Source organism: Bartonella sp. B10834G3, assembly GCF_016102505.1.
In the GTDB taxonomy this organism is placed as follows: Bacteria; Pseudomonadota; Alphaproteobacteria; order Rhizobiales; family Rhizobiaceae; genus Bartonella; species Bartonella choladocola.
Genome location: NZ_JACFOM010000001.1, coordinates 762,936 through 785,156, shown reverse-complemented (window position 1 = coordinate 785,156; position 22,221 = coordinate 762,936). Strand labels below are relative to the sequence as shown.

The window sequence follows — 22,221 nt, the reverse complement described above, 5'->3', positions numbered from 1 at the left end:
ATGCCCGGCCTTTGTTTTTTTGAAGATACTTCACCTGAAAAGCATAGACATGTATGGTTAAGGCTGATTCGGCTAGATATGATCGAGAAATCAACTTTGCAGGCAAAAGGTGGATATAAGAGCAAATTATTAACGGGGATTTCGCCGGCTTTGGCTGCTTTATTCTGTTTTCCGGCAATGTCTGTTGCAAGTCACGCTGCCGGTTTCGACGCACTTTCCGATTTTGGCAGTTCAAGCCTTCAAATGGTTGTTTTCGGTGGAATTATTGTCGCCGCAGTCATTATCTGCCTCGGCATTTTTATCCGGCTTTCTTCTGAAAAGCCCAATGACGAGAAAAACGACAAAACCGACTATTTGCAAGAAATTGATAATTATGAATTCTTGCTTACACATAGCGGACAATGTGCAGTTATCTGGAAAACGCCGGTTGCTCACCCGAAAATAATCGGCCATATGGTTGCACTTGATAAAGCGGGGATAAATTCTCAGGACATATTAAGGTTCGGCCAATGGCTTGATGAAAACGAACTGCGCGCTTTAGATGATGCCTTGACCCGTTTGCGGCAGGAGGCACAGCCGTTTACTCTTTATTTGACAACGAAACAAAAAACACTGGTTGAAGCAACCGGTCTTATTGCAGGAACTGCTGCGGTTTTACGTTTTCAGGATCTTTCCGGCCAACAGGAACAGCTTGCCAGGCTTGAAAAGGATGCCGCTTTTACGAAGACGATGCTTGCAATGCGTAATGTTCTTCTTGAAGCGCTCGATGAACCTGTCTGGCTCGTCAATAACGATAAAAGAATTATTTATGCCAATCGTGCATTTGAGAAGGCCAGCGGTTACGACCCCGAAAAAGCTGAGGAAGCTTCATTGTTTAATGAGGCGACACGTAAGAAACTCCTTGAAAATAAACCGCTTTTCAAAGGCCCCGCCTATGCCATTGTCGAAGGCGATCGCAGGCTCCTAGAAGTCACACAAGTGACGTCCGATGATGGTGTTGCAACCTTTGCTCATGATATCAGCGCCATGGAAGAAATGTCGGAAGAAATGAAGCGCATGGCGCGCGGACATTCCGAAACGCTTGACCAGATTTCAACGGCCGTTGCCATTTTTGGTCCCGACCAAAAATTGAAGTTTGCCAATCAGGCTTTCGCAACGCTGTGGCCGTTGGATACGGTTTTTCTGGAAAGCGAACCCAGTCATACCCTGCTTCTTGATCGTTTGCGGGAAGAAGGCATTATTGCTGAAAAGCCCGATTGGAGGGGGTGGAAGGAAGAGCTTTTTTCTGCCTATCGTTCGGGTGAGCCAAGCCAGCAGATCTGGAATTTGCCGGATGGTCGCACGCTCAGGGTTTTGGCAAGTCCTCATCCGCAAGGTGGCGTGACATGGCTTTTTGAAAATCTTACTGAAAAAATAGATCTTGAAAGGCGTTATAACAGCCTCATTGAAATGCAAGGCGAAACGCTGGACCATCTTTCCGAAGGTGTCGCTTTGTTCGGTCCGGACGGGCGTGTGCGCCTTTCCAATCCGGCATTGGCCAAATTATGGTCTTTACCCGCCGAATTGACAGTTGAAGGAACGCATATTTCAAAACTTCAGGCCGAATGCGCGAAAAAGACAACGAGCAATGCATGGGATACATTCGGTGCATTTATCACCGGTTTTAGTGAAAATCGGGATGCCATTTCGGGGCGTATGGATTTAACAAGTGGCGTTATTCTCGATTATGCGTTGGTGCCCTTGCCGAATGCACAGACCATGATGACCTTTGTCAATGTAACAGATACGGTCAATATCACCCGTGCATTGCAAGAAAAGAATGATGCATTGCGCAGTGCCGACGCATTGCGCAGCGAATTTGTTCGTCATGTGTCTTATGAATTGCGCACCCCCCTTACCAATATTATCGGCTTTTCGGATATTTTACAGAACCAGTTATTCGGACCGCTCAATTCCCGCCAGCAAGAATATCTCGAACATATCGCTTCTGAATCGGGTGCGCTTCTTGATATCGTCAATGATATTCTGGACCTTGCTAAACTTGATGCCGGCATTATGGAACTTGATATTAAAGATGTCGATATTGCCGCTTCAATGGCTTTCGCAACAGAACGCACAAAAGAGCGTCTTGGTACCCGTCCGGTACAAATTGAAGAAAAAATTGAAGATGGCCTCACGACGGTTCCGGCAGATCAGGCAAGGCTACGCCAGATTTTTGTCAATGTATTGAGCAATGCCGCCAATTTTGCTCCCGACAATAGTGTTATTACCTTTTCTGCCAAAAAGGATGGAAACGACATTGTCTTTTCTGTTCACGATGACGGAGCAGGAATTCCGGAAGAAATTCTTGATACTGTTTTCAAGCGGTTTTCATCCCATGCCCATCATGGTTCACGTGCCGGAGCAGGGCTTGGTCTTTCGATTGTCAAAAGCTTTGTCGAGCTTCATGGTGGCAGTGTCGCTATAGAAACCGGAAATGCAAAAGGAACAACCGTTTTTTGCCGTTTTCCAGCCAAACGTCGTTCACCCGCAACGTTGCTTCAATCAGAGGAAACAGAATGATTTTCAGTTTATTTCTTGAAAATGAAAAAGCAACCGAACGCTTTGGCGAGGATTTTGCACTAGCTCTTGAGAAGGGTAATCTCGTTACGCTTGAAGGAGATCTCGGAACAGGGAAAACATCGCTTTCCCGTTCTATTGTTCGCACCCTTGCAGATGATGAAGAGATGGATGTTCCAAGTCCTACCTTCACACTTGTTCAAGTTTATGATTTGCCAAAATTCAACCTCACCCATGCCGATCTTTATCGCATTAACGAACCGGAAGAAATTGACGAGCTTGGCTTTGAAGAGGCGCGAGAGGCCGGAGTTGTTCTTGTCGAATGGCCGGAAAAAGCCGAAGGAGAATTGGGAAAAGCAGATTTTGCCATTTTTCTTGAGCATCAGGGAAATGGTCGAAAAATAACGATTGAGGCGGAAGGCCGTGCTGCCGAAAGGCTCGAACGTTCGCTGGAAATAAGAGAATTTTTAAAATCCAGTCAACGGGGAAATTTCAAACGCCGCTATTTTACCGGTGATGCTTCGGCGCGTTCCTACGAGATTATTTATGGCAAGAATGGTCATGAAATTTTGATGAATGCACCTGCAATGGAAATGCCCGAACAAAATGGCCAGTCTTATGGAAAAATTGCCCATCTTGCGACATCGGTCAGCCAGTTTGTCGGCATTGACCGGCTGATTTTGAAAAATGGTTTTATAGCGCCAGAAATTTTAGCGCAAGATTTGGAAAAAGGTTTGCTCATTACCGACGATCTTGGGCGGGACGGCGTGCTTGATGAAGAACGGAAACCAATTGAAAACCGCTATATCGAATCGGGAAAATTGCTTTCTTCATTTCACCAGAAAGAGTGGCCCAAACATCAAAAATTCGATGATCTGACACTTGATATACCGGTTTATGATCGGGGTGTTTTACGGGCAGAAGTTTCCCTTCTTCTTGATTGGTATTTCCCGTACCTTACCGGAACAGAGGTAAGTAAGTCCCTAAAGCAAGAATTCTATCGGCTATGGGAGCCGCTTTTTGAAATTTTTGAAAAGGCAGAACAAAGTTTTGTTATGCGCGATTATCATTCGCCCAATATTATCTGGCGGGAGAATGAACAGGGTTTGAAAAAAATAGGTCTCATTGATTTTCAGGATGGGCAAATTGGCCCGACAGCCTATGATGTTGTATCACTCGCCCAAGATGCGCGTGTTGCTATTAGCCGCCCGCTTGAGGAGCGTATCATCAAAGCCTATTGCGATGAACGCAAAAAGGGTGCTCGTATCTTTGATGAACAACAGTTCAAACTCATCTATGCTATTGCCGGTGCGCAACGCGTTTCCAAAATTCTCGGTATTTTTGTTCGTCTTGACAAGCGTGATGGCAAGCCCGCTTATTTGAAACATTTGCCGCACTGCCGCGATTATTTGAAACGCAATCTTGAACATCCGGCTCTTTCATCATTGCGTCAATTCTATATTGCCTCGAAACTGGTTGAAGAGTGAAAAAATGAAAATAACACATGCTATGGTGCTTGCTGCGGGGCTTGGCACCCGCATGCGGCCATTGACTTTCAAAACACCGAAACCACTGGTAAAAATTGCCGGTCGAAGTCTTTTGAACCGGGCTCTTGATGCCCTTGAAAAAGCCGGTGTCGAGGAAGCGGTGGTTAATGTCCATTATCTTGCCGATTCCATCGAAAGTCATGTCGAAAGCCGTAAAAAACCGCATGTAACCATTTCGGATGAGCGTGCGGAACTTCTCGATTCGGCCGGAGGCGTGGTGAAAGCTTTGCCGCTTTTGGGAGAAAATCCGTTTTTTGTTCTTAACGCCGATACATTCTGGGTCGACCATGGCACACCAACTCTTGAAGCAATGGCAAATCGTTTTGACCCCGATAGAATGGATATGCTGCTTATGACGGTCAAACGCACGCAGGCAGCGGGGCCTGAAAAAGGTGATTTCCTGATTGGTGAAGGGCAAAAACTTGTTCGCGCACCCGCAAATGCACCTGAGGCGGTTATTTATGGTGGTGCACTTATTGTAAATCCGAAAATATTTGCATTTGCAAAAATCGAACCGCAATCGCTCAACCTCTATTTTGACGAAGCGATTGCCCGTGGTCGTCTTTATGGTTTTCTATTGGATGGCAATTGGTATACTGTCGGAACAATTGCAATGATTAGCAAGGTTGAGGAGCTGATGCGCCAAAGGGGGGAAATAGCGTGAAAGACAAGCCGAAGCTGTTTTCGATTTCGAGCGGTGCGCCGTTTTTGCCAACTTTTGTTGATGCACTTCTTTCGGGACGCCTGATTAAAGATTTCGGCAAAGGCGGCAATATCCAGAAAGCTCTGGCAGATACTCTTATTTATGTTCCGACACGGCGTGCCGCGCGTACGCTACGCTCCTGCTTTGTGGAAATGAGCAAGACACATTCAAGCTTTTTGCCGACAATTCGCCCTTTGGGCGATGTTGATGAAGATACGGCTTTTTTCCTTGATAATGGAGCGGCAGCTTTGTCGCTCAATCCGAAAATTGGCGATGTCGAGCGGCTCTTGTTATTGGCGCGCCTTATCCGTCCATGGCGCGAGAATTTGCCTGCCCATGTGCGCTCTCTCTTCGGCAGTGAAGATATTATTATACCGGCCAATACAGCCGATGCGATCTGGCTTGCCGAAGATCTCGCCCGTCTGATGGACGAGGTCGAGACAGAGTCCGCCGATTGGGCAAAACTTGAAGATATCGCCCCCGATATGGTCGCCGAATGGTGGCAGGTGACACTTGATTTTCTGGAAATTGTAACAAAAACCTGGCCTGGTATTCTTGCCGAGCGGCAGAAAATAAATCCGGCAGAATGGCGCAATCAGGCTATTCGTGCGGAAACTGAAAGGCTTTTGCGTAACAAACCGCGTGATCCTGTTATTGTGGCCGGTTCCAATGGCTCGATTCCGGCCATTGCCGATTTGCTGAAAGTGGTAAGCGGATTGGAAAATGGTGCGGTTGTTTTGCCAGGCCTCGACCTTGCCATGGATGATGCCCAATGGGCGGCGCTTGATGAAACGCATGACGACCCCTCCATTTTCGGCCATCCGCAATATAGTTTCAAAAAATTGTTCGACCGCATGAAACTGACAAGAAATGTCGTTGACGAGATCGGGGCGCCTTCGGAAAACAAGAAAAAACGCGCTGCAATTTTATCCGAAGCATTGCGACCGGCTGTGACCACCGACACATGGTCACAATTGAAACGCAATGGTTTTGATGAAATTTTTGCCGATGTCTCTTTGATCGAGGCTGCCAATGAACGTGAAGAGGCTTTGGCGGTCGCGGTTGCGCTAAGGCAGGCGATCGAAGACAAAAAGAAGACGGCCGCACTTGTGACAGGGGACAGAAATCTTGCCCGCCGTGTTGTTGCCGAACTCAAACGTTTTGGCATTGAAGCCAATGATTCCGGTGGCGTTCCTTTAAGTGAAGTTCTACCGGCAACTTTGTTGCGGCTTATTTTACAAACTTTGTTTCAACCCGGCGATCCGGTGGCTTTCCTGTCTCTTCTCAAACACCCATTGACTTCGCTTGGATATGAACGGGGGGTTTTACGAAAAATTGCCGAACGTTTCGAGCTTTTTGCATTAAGGGGGGGAACCGGAAGAATCAATATTGCAACCTGTGAGCAGTTTGTTGAAGAGCGTCTTCTCGCTCTCACAACAGATGAAAACGGGATGAACGATATTGATACCGATATGATCGAGGAAGCAAGAAATCTTGCGTCTTCTCTGGTGAAAGCTGTTCAGCCATTGGTGACATTGATGGCAGAAAGCGAACCGCTGTCGGTGAACGAGGTTGCCCGTGCCACGACTGAAGTTTTGGAAAATTTTGGTGCTAACGAGCAAGGCTCGTTTCACGCGCTTTATGCAGGAGAGGCGGGAAAAGCCATTATATCTTTGCTGCGTGATCTTGTTGCCGATCAATCCGGCCTCACGTTCGACATTTCCGAATGGCCGGCCATTCTTGAAGCTTTGATGGCTGCACGCTCGGTTAGCCCCTCTGCCGGTGGTCATCCCCGTCTTTTTATCTGGGGTGCACTGGAATCGCGTTTGCAAACGGTTGATACAATGGTCATTGGTGGCTTGAATGAAGGCTCGTGGCCGGCGACAGCTCGCAATGACCCGTTCATGTCGCGGCCGATGAAAATGACATTGACACTTGACCCTCCGGAGCGACGGATCGGTTTGGCTGCCCATGATTTTCAGATGGCTATGGGCATGGATAAAGTCATTATGAGCAGGGCATTGAGAGTTGATAATGCCCCTTCTGTGCCGTCGCGCTGGTTACAAAGACTGGAAACAGTTGTGGGCGCTAAAGCGAGCGCCGATATGCGCGCTCATGGCGGAGTTTTTGTCCACTGGGCGCGGGAACTCGATCGTCGCAAAAATGTCGATTTTATTGCGCGCCCATGCCCCACCCCGCCATTGAAACAACGTCCGAAACATTTTTCTGTTACCGAAATTGAAACATTACGCCGCGACCCTTATGCAATCTATGCCAAAAAGGTTTTGCGCCTGAAGCCGCTTGACGACCTTATCCACGATCCGTCGGTTGCCGAGCGTGGCACGCTTTATCATGCAATTGTTGCGGGCTTTTCATTGCTGAAAATTGATCCGGAAAAACCGGATGCACTGCAAAAATTTCTTGAAATTGCGCGTGCCGAATTTGACCGGATGCAGCTTCCACTTGATGTTGAAGCTATTTGGTGGCCACGTTTTGAAATTCTTGCGCCATCAATTATCGCGTGGGAAAAAGGACTTTCTCCGCGTGAGAGATGTGTCGAAATTTCGGCTCGTCCGGTTCATATTGTGCCGGAGGGTGCAACCCTTTCAGGACGTGCCGACCGCATTGATGTGATGAATGGACATTTTGCCGAAATTCTTGATTTCAAAACCGGCTCGACTCCTTCCGTGAAACAGGCTGCAACACTCATGGCACCGCAATTGGCGTTGGAAGCAGCTCTTTTGTCGCGCAATGCTTTTGTTCCGCTTAAAAATATCAAACCGTCCGAACTTGCCTATATCCGTTTGAATGCCCACGGAGAAGTAAAAGAAGAGCGCATCTCTTTATCTGCCAAAAAAACCGCAATCGAACTTTCCGAAGAAGCATGGGCAAGATTGGGTGAACTGGTGGAATATTATCAAAATCCCGCCCATGGCTATTTGTCGCGAGCAATGCCACCTTTGACCACCTATGAAGGTGATTATGACCATTTGGCGCGGGTTCTCGAATGGTCGGCCGGCTCTGATACGGCAGGTGAAGAATGACCAAACGTGAAATTCCAGAAGATGCCATTAAAAATCAGACGGCTGCTTCAAATCCGCAAAGCAGTGCGTGGGTGTCTGCCAATGCCGGTTCCGGCAAAACGCATGTTTTGACGTTTCGGGTTATCAGACTTTTATTAAATGGTACCGAGCCGGCGCGGATTTTATGCCTCACTTATACCAAAGCAGCCGCTGCTGTCATGCAAACGCGCATTTTCCAGACTCTTTCCGGCTGGACAGAGCTTGATGATGACGAATTGACAGAGGTGTTGGTCGCGCTTGAGGGCAGAAAACCCGATACAAAAAGGCTTGATGAAGCGCGCAGACTTTTTGCCCGCGCTCTTGAAACACCGGGCGGGTTAAAAATCCAGACTATCCATGCTTTTTGTGAAGGTCTCCTTCATCAATTTCCTTTGGAAGCCAATATTGCCGGCCATTTCGAGATGATGGACGACCTCAAACGTGACGAGTTTTTAAAAAATGCGCGTCGTGACCTGCTTGAGAAAGCTTATTTGCAAAAAAATAGTTCTCTTCATGACGCTTTGATGCTGGTTTTGAAAACTGTGGGCGAAAGCGGACTTTTTATGCTGTTAGACGAAGCAATCGAAAAACGGCAGGCTTTAAGTCCGTTTCTCGCTCGTGTGAGTGGACCGGATGGCAAGCATATTCTGGAAAAAGCATTACAAATATCTCCGGATGATACGGAAGAAAATCTCACTGATGAAATCCGTAAAACGGCGCTTCATTCGGAAGAGACTATTAAAGCATTCAAAAGTCTCGGCCACTCTTACAGCCAGAATTTCGTTGAAAAATTGGAGCTTGTAGAAAATGCGGATAATAGCGAGAGCATAAAATTCATCGAACTTGCCTATTTTACCAGTGGAAATCCGCGCAAAATAAGCAATCTGGCGTCAAAAAAACTTCTTGCAGCTTTGCCATGGCTCGAAGACGATTTGTTAATGCGTCAGGAAAAGCTCGTTCTCTATCTCGACAAATTGCGACGTGTACGACTGGTACCGCTCAATTTGGCTGCCTTTCAGCTCTGTTACCGGCTTTTGGCGCGTTATGAAAGTTTGAAGAAGGCAGAAGGTTTGCTTGATTTTGATGATTTGATCGAGCGGGCGCTTAATCTGTTAAAACGCGATGGTGCAGGCCAATGGGTACAATATAAACTGGATCGGGGCATTGACCATATTCTGGTTGACGAAGCACAGGATACAAGCCCTTCCCAGTGGCAGATAATCCAGCTTCTTGCACAGGAATTTTTTGTCGGGGAAGGACAAAGAGAGGTCAACCGCACTGTCTTTGCCGTTGGTGATGAAAAACAGTCGATCTATTCTTTCCAAGGGGCAGTGCCGGAAGATTTTGCAACGAATGGTCGCATTATCGAAAGAAAAGCCGAAGCCGTTGGCAAATCTTTCGGCCACATACGTTTGAATTATTCCTTCCGTTCGACAGCCGATGTTTTAAAAAGTGTTGATCGGGTATTTGAAAAACCGGAAAATTATAAAGGTCTTTCAGCCGAAAATATCAAAACCGTGCATGAGCCGGTTCGTCGCAATGACCCCGGTGAAGTGGTGATCTGGGACAATATTGCGCCAATAGATGTGGAAGAACCGGAAGATTGGCGCAAACCTGTCGACCAGCTTCATGCACCGGCTGTTCGCCTTGCCGAAGAGATAGCAACGACGATCAGCCATTGGCTTCATCATCATGAAATGCTTCCTGGTCAGGGAAGAGAAGTCAAAGCCAGTGATATTATGGTGCTGGTGAGAAAACGCGACCAGTTTGTTCCGGCTTTGGCGCGCGCATTGAAAAACCGCAATGTTCCGGTTGCCGGTGCCGACCGCTTGCGTCTGGCAAGCCATATTGCGGTGCGTGATTTAACGGCGCTTGCCCGATTTGTTCTGCAACCGCAGGACGACCTTTCTCTTGCATCTGTTTTGAAAAGCCCGCTTTTCGGACTTGATGAAGATGATCTTTATCGGATCGCTATAAACCGCGAAGGAAGCCTGTTTAATAGCCTTGAGGCCCATAGTGAAGAGAAGCCGGAATTTGCATCTGTTCTGGCTTTACTCAAAAAATATAGAAACCTTGCCGATAAAACGCCTGTCTATGAATTTTATAGTCATATATTAAGCGAAGATCAGGGGCGGGCAAAAATTCTCGCGCGATTGGGTTCGGAAGCAAGCGATGTCCTTGATGCGTTCATGGATTATACCTTATCTATCCAGAAAACCGGTTTGCCAGGGTTGCAGGCTTTTCTGGAAACAATCAAGCTTTCCGATCCGGAAATCAAACGTGAACTCGACCAGAACCGTGAAGAAGTCCGTATTATGACTGTTCATGCGGCAAAGGGGCTTGAAAGTGCCATTGTCTTTCTGGTCGATTCCGGTTCGCGTATCTGGAATGCACAACATGAACCGAAATTCATCGAGATTGACAGTCATGGCAAGAAGAGCTTTTTGTGGCAGCCCGCCAAGGAGTTCAAAACATCATTCGGTGACAATTATATCAATACGTTAAAATTGAAAGCCGAAGAAGAATATAGGCGTCTTCTTTATGTTGGTATGACACGGGCAGAAGACCGCCTTATTATTTGTGGTTATAGGGGAAAGAATGTTGTTGGCGGCACGTGGAGTGAACTTGTCAGCGAAGCGTTGATACCGGTTTCTGAAGAAATTGCCGGCCCTTCACCCGACATCAAGGCATGGCGTTATTGCGTGGATGACAAACGTGCAAGTGTCGAAACAAAAACCGCCGAAGAAGAAAGAGCGGTTCCCGCTTTTCCGCTTCCTTCCTATTTCCATAGCCGTATGGAGCCGGAAACCGATTTGCCTAAGCCGCTTACCCCTTCAGGTGCTTCACTCGATATTGACGAGAATGCACCGGCGGCAAAAAATAATGTTACGATTTCACCGGTTCTGGGAGAAAAACCGGCAAATTCTTCATTTGCTATCGAACGCGGGACAATCATTCACCGGCTTTTGCAGTATTTGCCGCAAATAAAGGAGGAAGACAGGCAAAGGTTAGCCCGTGCCTATCTTGAAAAAGCCGCACCTGAATGGAGCGAGGAACAAAGAAAGGATGCTTTTGAACAGACCTTCAAGGTTATGGATAGTGAAGCACTGCGCCCTTTGTTTACCAAAGAAGCGCGTGCCGAAGTGACTTTGATGGGAACTGTCACAATAAGGGGCAAGAAATACGTCGTTTCCGGCCAAATAGACCGCCTGAACGATGGCGATGACACAATTGTTCTGGGCGATTTCAAAACCGGTCGTGCGCCCAAACGCGAGCAGCAAATTCCTGACAGCTACATGTTGCAAATGGCACTTTACCGAACATTATTGATGAGCATTCACCCGAATAAGACCGTCAGAACATTGCTGATCTATAGTGACGGGCCGAAAGTTTTTGAACTCGACGGCAAAAAACTTGATTTCTTGATGAATAAAGAAAAAAGTAATTTATCCGCAGAATAATGGTTGAAAAAGCTTGCTCTTGACGGAATCGGTCTGGCACGCCAAATTTAGACAAATTGGAATCACAAAGGAAAGATCAATGAGCACTGTAAAAGTCGATACAAGCAATTTTGAAAATGACGTGCTAAAGTCGGCAGAACCTGTTGTTGTAGACTTCTGGGCAGAATGGTGCGGTCCATGTAAAATGATAGCGCCCTCGCTTGAAGAAATTGCTACCGAGTTACAGGGTAAGGTCAAAGTTGCAAAAATCAATATTGACGAAAATCCGGAACTTGCAACGCAATTCGGTGTCCGTTCCATACCGACATTATTATTGTTCAATAATGGGGAAATCGTCTCCAATATGGTGGGTGCTGCTCCCAAAAGCCGTTTGTCAGACTGGATCAAAGACGGTATCCGCTAATTTTTCGATATTTTATATTTTTAAACGACGCTATTCTTGAATGGCGTCGTTTTTATTTGTTCGATTTATCAATTTTCAATCCGGCGTCCGGTGCATAATTTCTCATGCATAAGCGGAAACTTTCCGGAAAACTCAAAATTCCGGAAAATAGCCGATAGAATTTATCCAGTGAGACAAAACGTAGAGAAAAACTGTTTTTTCAAAGTGTAATTGTCGGGAATAGCTATCAATAATAACACTTGAAATTCCGGTTTAACGGTTTCCCGACCTGATTGAAATTCAACTTGATATAAAACTCTGTATAGTCCGTTTTGTAAGTTTTTCTTTGATAAACAGGTGATATAAATCCGGTACCGATTTTTTAGAATTGTTGCAATCATCATGATTGGATCAAGCATATTTGATACATATTGCAAAAAAAATGTAATATTTCTCAATTTTAGAATATGTCCTACTTGCTAGATTGGCGTTATTCTGCCATGACGATAGATCTGTCCAGGGAAACGACAGACTTTTTCTGTTTAACCCAGAAAGGACGGTAACGGTCAATCTTGGGGGGGCGGTTATTCAAGGCGGCGTTTTCGATGAAATATCAATAGAAAATGGGCTTTGCATATTTTCGCGATGAACCGCGACAATCGATCAAAGGTATATTTTTATTGGGATGGGTTAATGATGAATCATATGGAAAATGGCGGTAACATTTCCTCTGAAGACGTTCAAACATTGAAGCGGAATGAAACACGAAGTGACCAGAAGATTGGTGGAATACTGCGTCATTTTCGTAAAAAAAATGGCGTAACACAAATGGAGCTGGCGGCTGTTGCAGGTATTACACCACAGCAAATTCAAAAATATGAAAAAGGATCGGATCGCATTGCCGTTTCACGGCTTATGACGCTTCTTGATTTTCTGGATATAAATTATGAAGAATTTATAAAAGAGATGCGCAATTGCAATTAACACCGATTGCCGGAATTCAAGAGCGATTCTGTGCTTATCTCGATTGAATCCGGTTTTTAGCCTGTTTTTGATATTTGAACAGGCCGGAAACCGGAGAAGAGCGTTATATAACTTGTTTATGTCACCGGATGATAATGTCTCTCATGGTACAACAATCCGGAGTACCGGATTGAAAAACAGCCGGAAAATTCCTTTTATGCAGTCTGGATGTTTCGTGTCTGATAATCTTTAATTGTATAAAACTTGATTTTTGGTGCTCGTTCCGCTTCATAATTGAGCGAAAAATTATTTTCAGCGAGAAATACCGGATCTCCATCAAGATCGGATGCAATAGCATCCCTATGTGTGGCTATGAATTTGTTAAGATCGGCTTTGTCATCAGCCGAAATCCAGCGGCATACAGTAAAGCGTGCCGGTTCAAAACCGACGGGAAGAGAATATTCCACTTTGAGACGCTCGGTCAGAACATCAATTTGTAAAGCGCCGATAACACCGACAATCGACGGCGAACCATCATCAGGCATAAAGAGTTGAACAACACCTTCTTCAGCCATTTGTTGCAGAGCTTCTTTAAGCTTCTTTGCCTTCATCGGGTCACCGAGACGGACACGGCGCAAAATTTCCGGAGCAAAATTCGGAACACCTTTGAAAAGAATGTCTTCGCCTTCTGTCAGCGTATCGCCAATTCGTAATGTTCCATGATTGGGGATTCCCACAACGTCACCGGCATAGGCTTCATCGGCAATCTGGCGGGAGCGGGCAAAGAAAAATTGCGGAGCCGATAAAGTCATGGGTTTTCCGGTACGCACGAGTTTTGCTTTCATGCCGCGGGATAGAATTCCCGAACAAACGCGCAAAAACGCAATGCGATCGCGGTGATTAGGGTCCATATTGGCTTGTATTTTGAAAACAAAACCGGTCATTTTCGGCTCTGTCGCCTCGACAATGCGAGTATCGGCAACTTGCGCACGCGGACTTGGACCATAGGCAACAAGAGCGTCGATAAGATCACGCACACCATAATTCTTCAAAGCAGAACCGAAATAGACCGGTGTCATTTGGCCTTCACGGAACGATTTCAAGTCAAATCTTTTACATGCGTCACGCGCAAGAACAACGCCTTCAACAAAAGCCGCACGATCATGTTCGGGCAGCAATAGAGCTGCTTCTTCAGGCCCGCTGACAGGGCGCGGAGTTTTTTCTTCGTCTTTCTGGCGTACAAGATTGTTATGAAGGTCAAAACTTCCTGCAAAATTTTTGCCCGATCCGATTGGCCATGTTACCGGTGCAGTATCAAGTGCAAGCTTGTCTTCTATTTCGTCCAATATCTCCAATGGGTCGAGTGCCTCCCGATCCATTTTGTTAACGAACGTCACAATCGGAATGTCGCGCATGCGACAGACTTCAAAAAGCTTCAATGTTCTGGGTTCAATACCGCGCGCTCCGTCAAGAACCATGACAGCGCTATCGACAGCCGTCAGTGTACGGTAGGTATCATCGGCAAAGTCTTCGTGCCCCGGTGTATCAAGCAGATTGAATATATGGTCTTCATATTCGAATGTCATAACCGAGGTGACAACCGAAATGCCGCGCTCGCGTTCGATTTTCATCCAGTCGGAACGGGTCTGGATACGGTCTTTCTTGGCCTTGACTTCGCCTGCAAGCTGGATGGCACCACCGAACAATAACAATTTTTCGGTCAAGGTTGTCTTACCGGCATCAGGGTGCGCGATAATAGCAAATGTGCGGCGCCGCGCGACCTCTTGTGCCTCGTTCATAACTCACTCCTGTTACTTCGTTACCTGCACGACCTGTTTGTTTTGATAATCGGCCGGTCGATAATAAAATTCGGCTTCTTTTACCTCTTTTTTTAAAAAAGAGTGAGGAATTTGTGTCCTCTATCTGAAAATTTTCAATTAATTTGCGGCAAGCTTAAAGCTTGTCTTCAAGAATTGTACCGGATTGCTTCAAAATCATCTTGAAAGGGGTGAAAAGCCCTCTTTCAAGATGATTGCCGTGTCCATCTATTCGTTGACAAGTTTTCCGGCGAGCGCGTCAGCAATCAAGGCTCGCGTTTCATCAATGCCATAAAGAGCAATGAAAGAGCCGAAACGCGGTCCCCGTTCCTGACCGATCAGAACTTCATAAAGCATTTGGAAAAATGAAACAGAAACACCTGGCCCCCCGTCAGGGCTTTTTTTGTTGTGGTCCTGATAACGCTCTGTCACGCGGCCAATGTCGAGCAGTGCATTCTGGATTGTGTGGGCATCGGCATCTGCTGGCAAGTGTGCAAGGGTTTGGTCAATTTTTTCCAAAGTTTCGCGTTCGACAGCATCCGGTGCACGGAATTTTTTAGTCGGTTTGACGAAATCATTAAAATAGCGGATGGCAAAACCGACAAGGCTGTCGAGTTCAGGCTGGTTTTCCGGTGTAGCACCCTTGGCGTAACGCGAAATAAAGCCCCATAAGACATCGGCATTCTCGGCATTGGATGCACTGACCAGATTGAGCAACATGGCAAAGGATACGGGTAAATCCACTTCCGGCGGGTTGCCGTTATGCATATGCCAGACAGGATTATTAAGCCGGTCTTTCCAACTTTGCTTCGGGTAGGCAGATAGAAAACTGTAATATTCGTCAACAGCCTTCGGTATAACATCGAAATAAAGCCGCTTGGCGGTTTTTGGCTTCTGGTACATGTAAAGGCCAAGGCTTGAAGTGGGCGCATAAGTGAGCCACTCGTCGATTGTCAGGCCATTGCCTTTCGATTTTGAAATCTTCTGTCCTTTGTCATCCAGAAATAGCTCGTAATTAAAGCCTTCCGGCGGTGTCCCGCCAAGGATACGACAAATTTTTGAAGACAAAGCCACAGAATCAATCAGATCTTTACCAGCCATTTCATAGTCGATGCCCAAAGCCGTCCAGCGCATAGCCCAATCGGCTTTCCATTGGCATTTGACCTTGCCACCGGTGATTTCGGTTTCAATTTTTTCACCGGTCTCCGGTTCGATATAGGTGATCGTGCCTTTTTTCGCGTCATGGGCGATCATCGGGACCTGCAAAACTTTTCCCGAAACAGGAGAGATCGGCAAGAATGGCGAATAGGTCGCACGCCGCTCTTCACCCAATGTCGGAATAATGACAGCCATGATCTTATCGTAATTGGCAAGCATTTTGAGGAGCGTTTCATCAAAACGTCCCGAAGTATAATAATCGGTCGCGCTGGCAAATTCGTAATTGAAGCCGAAACGGTCAAGAAAAGCGCGAAGCCGCGCATTATTGGCGGCGCCGAAAGAGGGATAATCTTTCGTAAACGGGTCGGGAACCTGCGTTAAAGGTTTACCAACATAGGTCTCCATCAATGCACGATTGGGGACATTTTCCGGCACTTTGCGCAATCCGTCCATATCGTCGGAAAAACATAACAATTTGGTTTTGACTTTGTTTTCCGTTAAAACGTGAAAAGCATGACGTACCATTGTCGTGCGCGCAACTTCACCGAAGGTACCGATATGCGGCAAACCGGACGGCCCGTAACCGGTCTCGAACATCACTGTATCAGGGTAGCCTTTTTTTTCGTAACGTTTGACAATTTTGCGTGCCTCCTCGAAAGGCCATGCTCTGGATTGGGCTGCCGCATCAATGACATCCTGATTAAGATTTTCTGCCATGAAATTGTCTGTTGACATGGGGTTTTATCCTGAATTTGAATCGTTTAAGAAAGCTCTATGGCTCAAACGGCTTTTCGTCAATCATCGGAAGAAAAAAACCGGAAAAAACCTCGAAAGAATACGATCAGGGGGAAGATTATGGAAATATTGACTGCGCAAGAAGCATTAATATACATTATGGTCACTACTTCTGCTGCTGACGCAGCGGTGAGCGACAATGAACTGAAATTGATTAGCGAAATTGTTGCGCGTCTTCCGGTATTTAGTGGATTCGACGAGGAGCGGCTTGATGCTTTGGCGGCCGAATGTTGTTCTTATCTCGGCCTTGACGATGGACTTGAAAGAATACTTGAAATGACCGGTGCGGCTCTTTCCGCCAGATTGCGTGACACAGCTTATGCCTTGGCTGTTGAAGTTGCGGCGAGCGATCTTGATGTCAGGCAGGAAGAGTTGATGTTTTTACAAATTTTGCGCGAGCATTTCGAGCTTGAAGATTTGACTGTTGCAGCGATTGAACGTTCGGCGCGTATTCGCTTCAGAAAAGCTTGAGACAGTGTTTTTGGACCGCGATGGAATGCATTCGGTCAATCGTTCAAAACTATATAAATATAAGAATTCATGTTTGAACATGACATTCTGACAGTCCAGTCAAAATCCTGTTTGTTAAAGGGCTGTCTATTGATGTGAAATGGTGGAGAATTACTTCTCGTATGGGGAGTAAATTCCGGGGTCCTGATCGTCTTCCGGATTGGTTGTTATATCCTCATCAAGGGCAGTTTGTCTGAACTGCAATTCCTGATCGTCGAGAAAGTTTTTCAAAGCAATGCTCACACGTGTGGCTGCTTCGCTATTGCTATCAATCATCGCGTCAAGAAAATCCTTTAATGAAATACCGATGAGGTCAAATCCGAGGTCTTTTTCAACGGCCCGAAGATCATAAGTATTTCGGGGAGAATATAGAATTTCTTTCAGATAGGCTGCTGCTTCCTGAATTGGCAAGCCATGCGGTTTTTCAAGGCCGAATTTTTCGGAAAGCAAATAGAGGAGCTTTTCTTCTTCATCCTCGATCTCTTCGGCACTTTTCCGGTTATCCAAAGGTTTGAAGCGATTGGCAACCTGACGTGCGCCATTTTCGGCCTGCGAAGAGGTGCTCGGCGTTACGGCATTGAATGTTTCTGCAAGAGTGTCGGAACTTGAATCACCATCAAGATTCTTTGCACGACGGTTTGTAAGCTCTGTAGCCGCCGCTACAGTGACATAAGTTTGCACAGGAATGGGTGGAATCATGGCAAATCCCTTTCCGGCATTGAAAAATAAAAGATAAACGATTGTAGGAAAGCGTGCAATTGTTTTAAATTTTAATTTTATTGGTATAATTTAAAGTTAAAAATTATAATATTTTTCATTTAAATACATATATTTAAAAGGATAGAATATTTAAAAATCATATAATGGATTTTAGGGATAGAGATATTTTTTAAACTTTTAATTGATAATATTGAATATTATTTATCGTGTTTTATGAGAGAAAATCTCTGAATTTGATAAATCTGCTGACATCATTGCGCTTTTCCCTGTTAAAATCATGGACAAAAATATTTCAACCGGTCGGACACAAAGGAAAATGTGCCCCTGCATGTTGTCGGCAAGAGTTCTGTGATAAACATGTTTTCAAGTTCCAAACGAAGAAAGTATGTTGATTTCTTGTCGGTTTCATGTGTTTGTTTGGCTAAAGGAGAATGAACATGAAGCCAATATTCATCCAGTTGCAATGTGCACCGGGTACAGCTTACGACGTTGCCGATATACTTTATGAGCGCGAGATCGTTTCGGAACTCTATTCCACAAGTGGCGAATTCGAGCTTCTGGCAAAGATCTATATCGAAGAGGGCAAGGATATCGGTAAATTCATCAATGACAACATTCTTGATATACCCGGTATCACGCGGTCTTTGACAACACTGACATTTACTGCATTCTAAATCCGGATTAAACGGAGAATGGGCAAGAAGAGCCGGAGCAGCTTATGCGGTCGGTAAAACTTCATCTTTCGCGGTTTGTGCTGGTTTTTGCGATTACTGTTCAATCAGTCGTGATGGCGCAGGCTGCTTTAATCGGCTTCAATGCTGCCGGAAAATCCTATGGCGGCATAATTTGCTCGGCATCAGGCGCTAGAAAAAGCTTGCCAACAGGACATGCGCCAATGCCGGCTTGTTGTGTCGGCGGGTGCATTCTTTCTGCGGCACTGCAAATATCCCGACCCGATGATAACTTCCTTGAAATATCGGAGCGGTCAAGCGAGCCGATTGGCATTTTATTGGCATTGTCACTTCTTGGACAATATAATTTTTGCCTATATGACGCACGCTCGCCGCCACATAGATTTTCCTGAACAGATTTTATTGGCCGTCGAGCGTTACTTTTTGGTCCACATACAAAACTTCACGTGTAGCGGTCATCCGGAATTTTTTAGTAATCGAATGTTATTCCGAATATCAGGAGTTATTTATGTCATACACTTTTCAAAAATCTTCAAATTCATTCAAGGCAGTCATTGCTTTGATAGCGGCCTCTGTTTGTTACATTTTTTTGAGTTCTTTCAATTGTGCTTTTGCCGACGCATTTAAAATCGGCAATATCGAAATTACCAATGTCTGGGCACGTGCAACTCCCAATGGTGCGAAAGTTGCCGGTGGTTTTTTCACCATTGTCAATCATGGTAAAGAAGCTGATAGGCTGGTGTCTCTATCGTCGGAATTGTCCGATAAAGCACAAATCCATTCCATGGAAATGGCTGATGGTGTCATGAAAATGCGCCATCAGGCGGATGGTGTGGTCATTCCGGCCGGTGGAACAGTCGAATTCAAACCGGGCAGCTTCCATGTTATGTTTATGGATCTCGACAAAACCTTGAACAAGGGTGACGAGTTCAAGGCAAAAATGGTTTTTGAAAAAGCCGGCACTGTCGATGTGGTCTTTACTGTTTCGGGCATTGGTGCACAAGCACCGGATTCAATGCATGCCAATCATGAAGAACATCAGCATTAAAAACTGCTTTTAGAATTAAAATTTTCACGAAAAAATAAAATGCGTGGCGGAATTTTGTCACGCATTTCTGTTGATCGAGATTTTTATTCAAGTTTTTAAAAGTAATCACGAATTTAAAGACATTACCAAGAGAAGTTTTCACGTGAAACGCTTCCATTATAGTCGGGCGGCTACCTTCATAGAGTAAGCTTCAATGATGAGATTTCCATTTTACCCGACAGGTGTAATACGTCGCAAAGTCAGATTGATACGGCCGGGAACTTTCAAAAGTGTAGAAGTTTCAGGATAAATCCGGTCAACACCATGAAACGCAAGACGCATATCGCCGCCGAATATAATAACATCACCGCTATTCAACCGTAAGGAATGGGTTTTTCCGCCTTTGACTGGCGTTCCTACACGAAAGAGACACGTATCGCCCAAAGAAATCGAGATAACAGGTGCGGCAAGTTCACCTTCATCCTTGTCCTGATGCATTCCCATGCGTGCGTCCGGCGAATAAAAGTTGATGAGGCAGGCTTCCGGCGGAGCGGAAAATCCCGATAATTTTTGCCATAACTCTAGGAGTTGTCGGGGAATTTCCGGCCATGGTTTTTGCGTTCGAGGATGTGTTTCCTGATAGCGATAGCCGCGATCTTTGTCGGTAACCCAGCCGAGTTTTCCGCAATTGGTTTGCCTGACACTCATCGGCTTTCCGGTCTTTGGCATTCTGGGAACAAATAATGGCGCTTGCCGGACGATTTCTCTCACTTCGTCAACCAGATTTTCCTGATCGGTGCGATTGAAATAGTTCGGAAAATAATCAAAGCCGTAAAAATCCATCCTTTGAAAATAAACAGACTCTGACGGCTCTTCAAGATGCTGGACATCATTCGCCATGCTCAAGCACCGAAAAGATGAAGTTCCTTCAAGACCGTATATAATGCTATGGACTTTGATGTATCAGCTTGGCTTTTCCGCTTTTTGTGAATAGTTGCAGTTGAGTGGAATTTTTTAAAAAACAGAAAAATTGCAGCGGATAAAGGCTTATATAGTGACGTTTTGTCAGGGAAATTTGACATGAGCAAATGGTGGCCAGGATCGGGTCACTCTGTCAGAGAAACAGATTTATCAATCTTTATTTTTGACAGGCAAACATTATGTCCTGCGGGGAAAACCTGTCTGGAATGGCTGTTCTTGTTTTTCAGCGATAGTTCGTCCAAACTTCATAGATGTCATCCCGAAAACCGCTTCACACTTTTCGGGATAGGTTTTGAGTGCCCGCGCATCTTGTCCGAAAACCGCTTCACACTTTTCGGGATGCGTTTTGGTTACCCGCGCATCTTGTCCGAAAACCGTTTCACACTTTTCGGGATGCGTTTTGGTTACCCGCGCATCTTGTCCGAAAACCGTTTCACACTTTTCGGGATGAGTTTTGAGTGCCCGCGCATCTTATCCGAAAACCGTTTCACACTTTTCGGGATGGGTTTTGGTTACCCGCGCATCTTATCCGAAAACCGTTTCACACTTTTCGGGATGAGTTTTAAGTGCCCGCGCATCTTGTCCGAAAACCGCTTCACACTTTTCGGGATGGGTTTTTAAGTGCCCGCGCATCTTGTCCGAAAACCGCTTCACACTTTTCGGGATGCGCGGGGTATGCGGTGTAATAAAATAATCAGGCCTGATTGAGGTCGGGGATGCGCAGCTTTTGGCCGGGGAAGATTTTTTCAGGCGATTTCAACATAGGCTTGTTTGCCTCGAAAATAATTTTGTTTTTGTCGCCATGACCTTTTCCATAAACTTCTTCAGCAATCTTCCACAAAGTGTCACCCTTTTTCACTTCATAAAAATGCGGTTCTGCCGGTTGTGAACCTGACGATTGTGTGGCAGCAGAGGCTGAAGATGTTTGTGAAGTGCCGGACTGTGTCGTTTGACTGCTTGCCGGTTTTTGGCCGTTTTCTACTTTGAGATTATCGGTATTGACCGATTCAATGCTGTGAAGGTTGCCAACGGCAAGAATGGCCTTTTCAAGTGTTGCCTGATCTTTGACAGCGCCAGTCAGAATTGCTTTGCCGTTCTCGACCGCGACTTTCACGTTCTCTGTTCCAAGATTAAGGCCATCCAAAGCTGTTTTAATGCTTTGTGCGTCAGGGGCTTGTTCCCCAAGGCCAAGTTTTTCGCCAACCGATTTTACGAAATTAAAAAGTCCCATTGCATTCTCCTTTCAAGAAAATGCGCGTCTTGCCCTTTTGAGGCGGAGCGGCACATCGTTAGAGCGGAAGCGTGTGTTCCGGCTTTCATTCAAAAGACATAGAGCAGGAATTTAGATTTCAATCCTTGGTTACTTTTGAACGAGCCTTTTTCACTTCTGAACGAATGCTTTTGGCTTTCAATCTTCGCTCGATCGAACCTTTGGTCGGTTTTGTTTTACGTCGTTTTGGCGGCGGTGGTTCAGCCGCTTTTTTGACGAGCGAAACCAGTCTTTCTCGCGCATCTTGCCGGTTTTTTTCCTGTAAACGGAAACGCGATGCTTCGATGAGAATTTCGCCGTCTTTCGTCGCCTTTTGACCCGCAAGTTTTATGAGACGAGTAAATATATCGTGGGGCAGACCGGCCCGATAGGCGAAAAAGCGTAATTGTACAGCCGTGGCAACCTTGTTGACATTTTGTCCTCCAGGTCCCGAAGCACGAATAAAGCTTTCCGCAATATCGCTTTCGCGTATGCGGATTTTCGCACTGATAAAAAGTTCACCTGTATCGCTTTTCATTTGTGCGATTATAACGTCGAAACGCCAATAAAAAAGCCCGGTAAAAGTAACCGGGCT

General features: G+C 45.7%; 17 protein-coding genes. 11 read left to right on the top strand and 6 right to left on the bottom strand.

Features of this window, described 5'->3' with window-relative positions; all coding sequences use genetic code 11:
- Nucleotides 1-78: 78 nt before the first annotated feature.
- The 7 genes from H3S94_RS03385 (at nt 79) to H3S94_RS03355 (ending at nt 12,698) form a co-directional block, all read left to right on the top strand.
- Entirely contained in the window at nt 79-2,562 is a 2,484-nt protein-coding gene (locus tag H3S94_RS03385; RefSeq protein WP_198240276.1) for an ATP-binding protein, read from the top strand.
- A complete protein-coding gene (gene tsaE, locus H3S94_RS03380; RefSeq protein WP_198240275.1) occupies nt 2,559-4,046 on the top strand; it encodes a tRNA (adenosine(37)-N6)-threonylcarbamoyltransferase complex ATPase subunit type 1 TsaE in 1,488 nt (495 codons plus the stop codon). The genes H3S94_RS03385 and tsaE overlap by 4 nt, the downstream gene beginning before the upstream one ends.
- A 4-nt stretch (nt 4,047-4,050) precedes the next feature.
- The gene (locus H3S94_RS03375) at nt 4,051-4,770 is read left to right on the top strand and encodes a nucleotidyltransferase family protein (RefSeq protein ID WP_198240274.1); all 720 of its coding nucleotides are present in this window, start codon (nt 4,051-4,053) and stop codon (nt 4,768-4,770) included.
- Nucleotides 4,767-7,853 (top strand): double-strand break repair protein AddB, encoded by a 3,087-nt coding sequence (gene addB / locus H3S94_RS03370; RefSeq protein ID WP_198240273.1) that lies wholly within the window; start codon nt 4,767-4,769, stop codon nt 7,851-7,853. The genes H3S94_RS03375 and addB overlap by 4 nt, the downstream gene beginning before the upstream one ends.
- Nucleotides 7,850-11,332 carry a double-strand break repair helicase AddA gene (gene addA / locus H3S94_RS03365; protein ID WP_198240272.1) on the top strand — a complete coding sequence of 1,161 codons (3,483 nt, stop codon included), beginning with the start codon at nt 7,850-7,852 and terminating at the stop codon, nt 11,330-11,332. The genes addB and addA overlap by 4 nt, the downstream gene beginning before the upstream one ends.
- A 79-nt stretch (nt 11,333-11,411) precedes the next feature.
- Nucleotides 11,412-11,735, top strand: coding sequence for a thioredoxin (trxA, locus tag H3S94_RS03360; RefSeq protein WP_077990394.1), 324 nt, complete (start codon nt 11,412-11,414; stop codon nt 11,733-11,735).
- A 672-nt stretch (nt 11,736-12,407) separates the two neighbouring features.
- A complete protein-coding gene (locus H3S94_RS03355; RefSeq protein ID WP_188318057.1) occupies nt 12,408-12,698 on the top strand; it encodes a helix-turn-helix domain-containing protein in 291 nt (96 codons plus the stop codon).
- Nucleotides 12,699-12,892: 194 nt separating this feature from the next.
- Here the strand turns inward: H3S94_RS03355 and H3S94_RS03350 are convergent, their stop codons facing one another.
- Together H3S94_RS03350 and H3S94_RS03345 are read right to left on the bottom strand one after the other, a co-directional pair.
- Nucleotides 12,893-14,476 carry a peptide chain release factor 3 gene (locus tag H3S94_RS03350; protein WP_198230464.1) on the bottom strand — a complete coding sequence of 528 codons (1,584 nt, stop codon included), beginning with the start codon at nt 14,474-14,476 and terminating at the stop codon, nt 12,893-12,895.
- Between the two features lie 246 nt (nt 14,477-14,722).
- Nucleotides 14,723-16,387: a lysine--tRNA ligase gene (locus H3S94_RS03345; RefSeq protein ID WP_198240271.1), complete on the bottom strand. Its 1,665-nt coding sequence runs from the start codon at nt 16,385-16,387 to the stop codon at nt 14,723-14,725.
- 120 nt (nt 16,388-16,507) lie between these two features.
- On the opposite strand from H3S94_RS03345, the gene H3S94_RS03340 reads away from it, so the two are divergent.
- Nucleotides 16,508-16,918, top strand: coding sequence for a tellurite resistance TerB family protein (locus H3S94_RS03340; RefSeq protein ID WP_246786396.1), 411 nt, complete (start codon nt 16,508-16,510; stop codon nt 16,916-16,918).
- Between the two features lie 150 nt (nt 16,919-17,068).
- Here the strand turns inward: H3S94_RS03340 and H3S94_RS03335 are convergent, their stop codons facing one another.
- On the bottom strand, nt 17,069-17,656 hold the full coding sequence (locus H3S94_RS03335; RefSeq protein ID WP_198240269.1) for a hypothetical protein: 588 nt from the start codon (nt 17,654-17,656) through the stop codon (nt 17,069-17,071).
- Nucleotides 17,657-18,114: 458 nt separating this feature from the next.
- Here H3S94_RS03335 and H3S94_RS03330 point away from each other — a divergent pair, with 458 nt between their 5' ends.
- The 3 genes from H3S94_RS03330 (at nt 18,115) to H3S94_RS03320 (ending at nt 19,417) form a co-directional block, all read left to right on the top strand.
- Nucleotides 18,115-18,351 carry an Lrp/AsnC ligand binding domain-containing protein gene (locus H3S94_RS03330; protein ID WP_075869935.1) on the top strand — a complete coding sequence of 79 codons (237 nt, stop codon included), beginning with the start codon at nt 18,115-18,117 and terminating at the stop codon, nt 18,349-18,351.
- A gap of 44 nt (nt 18,352-18,395) precedes the next feature.
- Nucleotides 18,396-18,761, top strand: a complete 366-nt coding sequence (locus H3S94_RS03325) for a hypothetical protein (protein ID WP_198240268.1) — start codon at nt 18,396-18,398, stop codon at nt 18,759-18,761.
- Nucleotides 18,762-18,877: 116 nt separating this feature from the next.
- On the top strand, nt 18,878-19,417 hold the full coding sequence (locus H3S94_RS03320; RefSeq protein ID WP_198240267.1) for a copper chaperone PCu(A)C: 540 nt from the start codon (nt 18,878-18,880) through the stop codon (nt 19,415-19,417).
- Between the two features lie 210 nt (nt 19,418-19,627).
- On the opposite strand, the gene H3S94_RS03315 is transcribed toward H3S94_RS03320, so the two are convergent.
- The 3 genes from H3S94_RS03315 to arfB form a co-directional block, all read right to left on the bottom strand.
- Nucleotides 19,628-20,239 carry an alpha-ketoglutarate-dependent dioxygenase AlkB gene (locus H3S94_RS03315; RefSeq protein WP_198240481.1) on the bottom strand — a complete coding sequence of 204 codons (612 nt, stop codon included), beginning with the start codon at nt 20,237-20,239 and terminating at the stop codon, nt 19,628-19,630.
- An 832-nt stretch (nt 20,240-21,071) separates the two neighbouring features.
- Nucleotides 21,072-21,608: a LysM and BON domain-containing protein gene (locus H3S94_RS03310; protein ID WP_198240266.1), complete on the bottom strand. Its 537-nt coding sequence runs from the start codon at nt 21,606-21,608 to the stop codon at nt 21,072-21,074.
- Between the two features lie 118 nt (nt 21,609-21,726).
- Nucleotides 21,727-22,164: an alternative ribosome rescue aminoacyl-tRNA hydrolase ArfB gene (gene arfB, locus H3S94_RS03305; protein ID WP_198230471.1), complete on the bottom strand. Its 438-nt coding sequence runs from the start codon at nt 22,162-22,164 to the stop codon at nt 21,727-21,729.
- Nucleotides 22,165-22,221 lie beyond the last annotated feature (57 nt).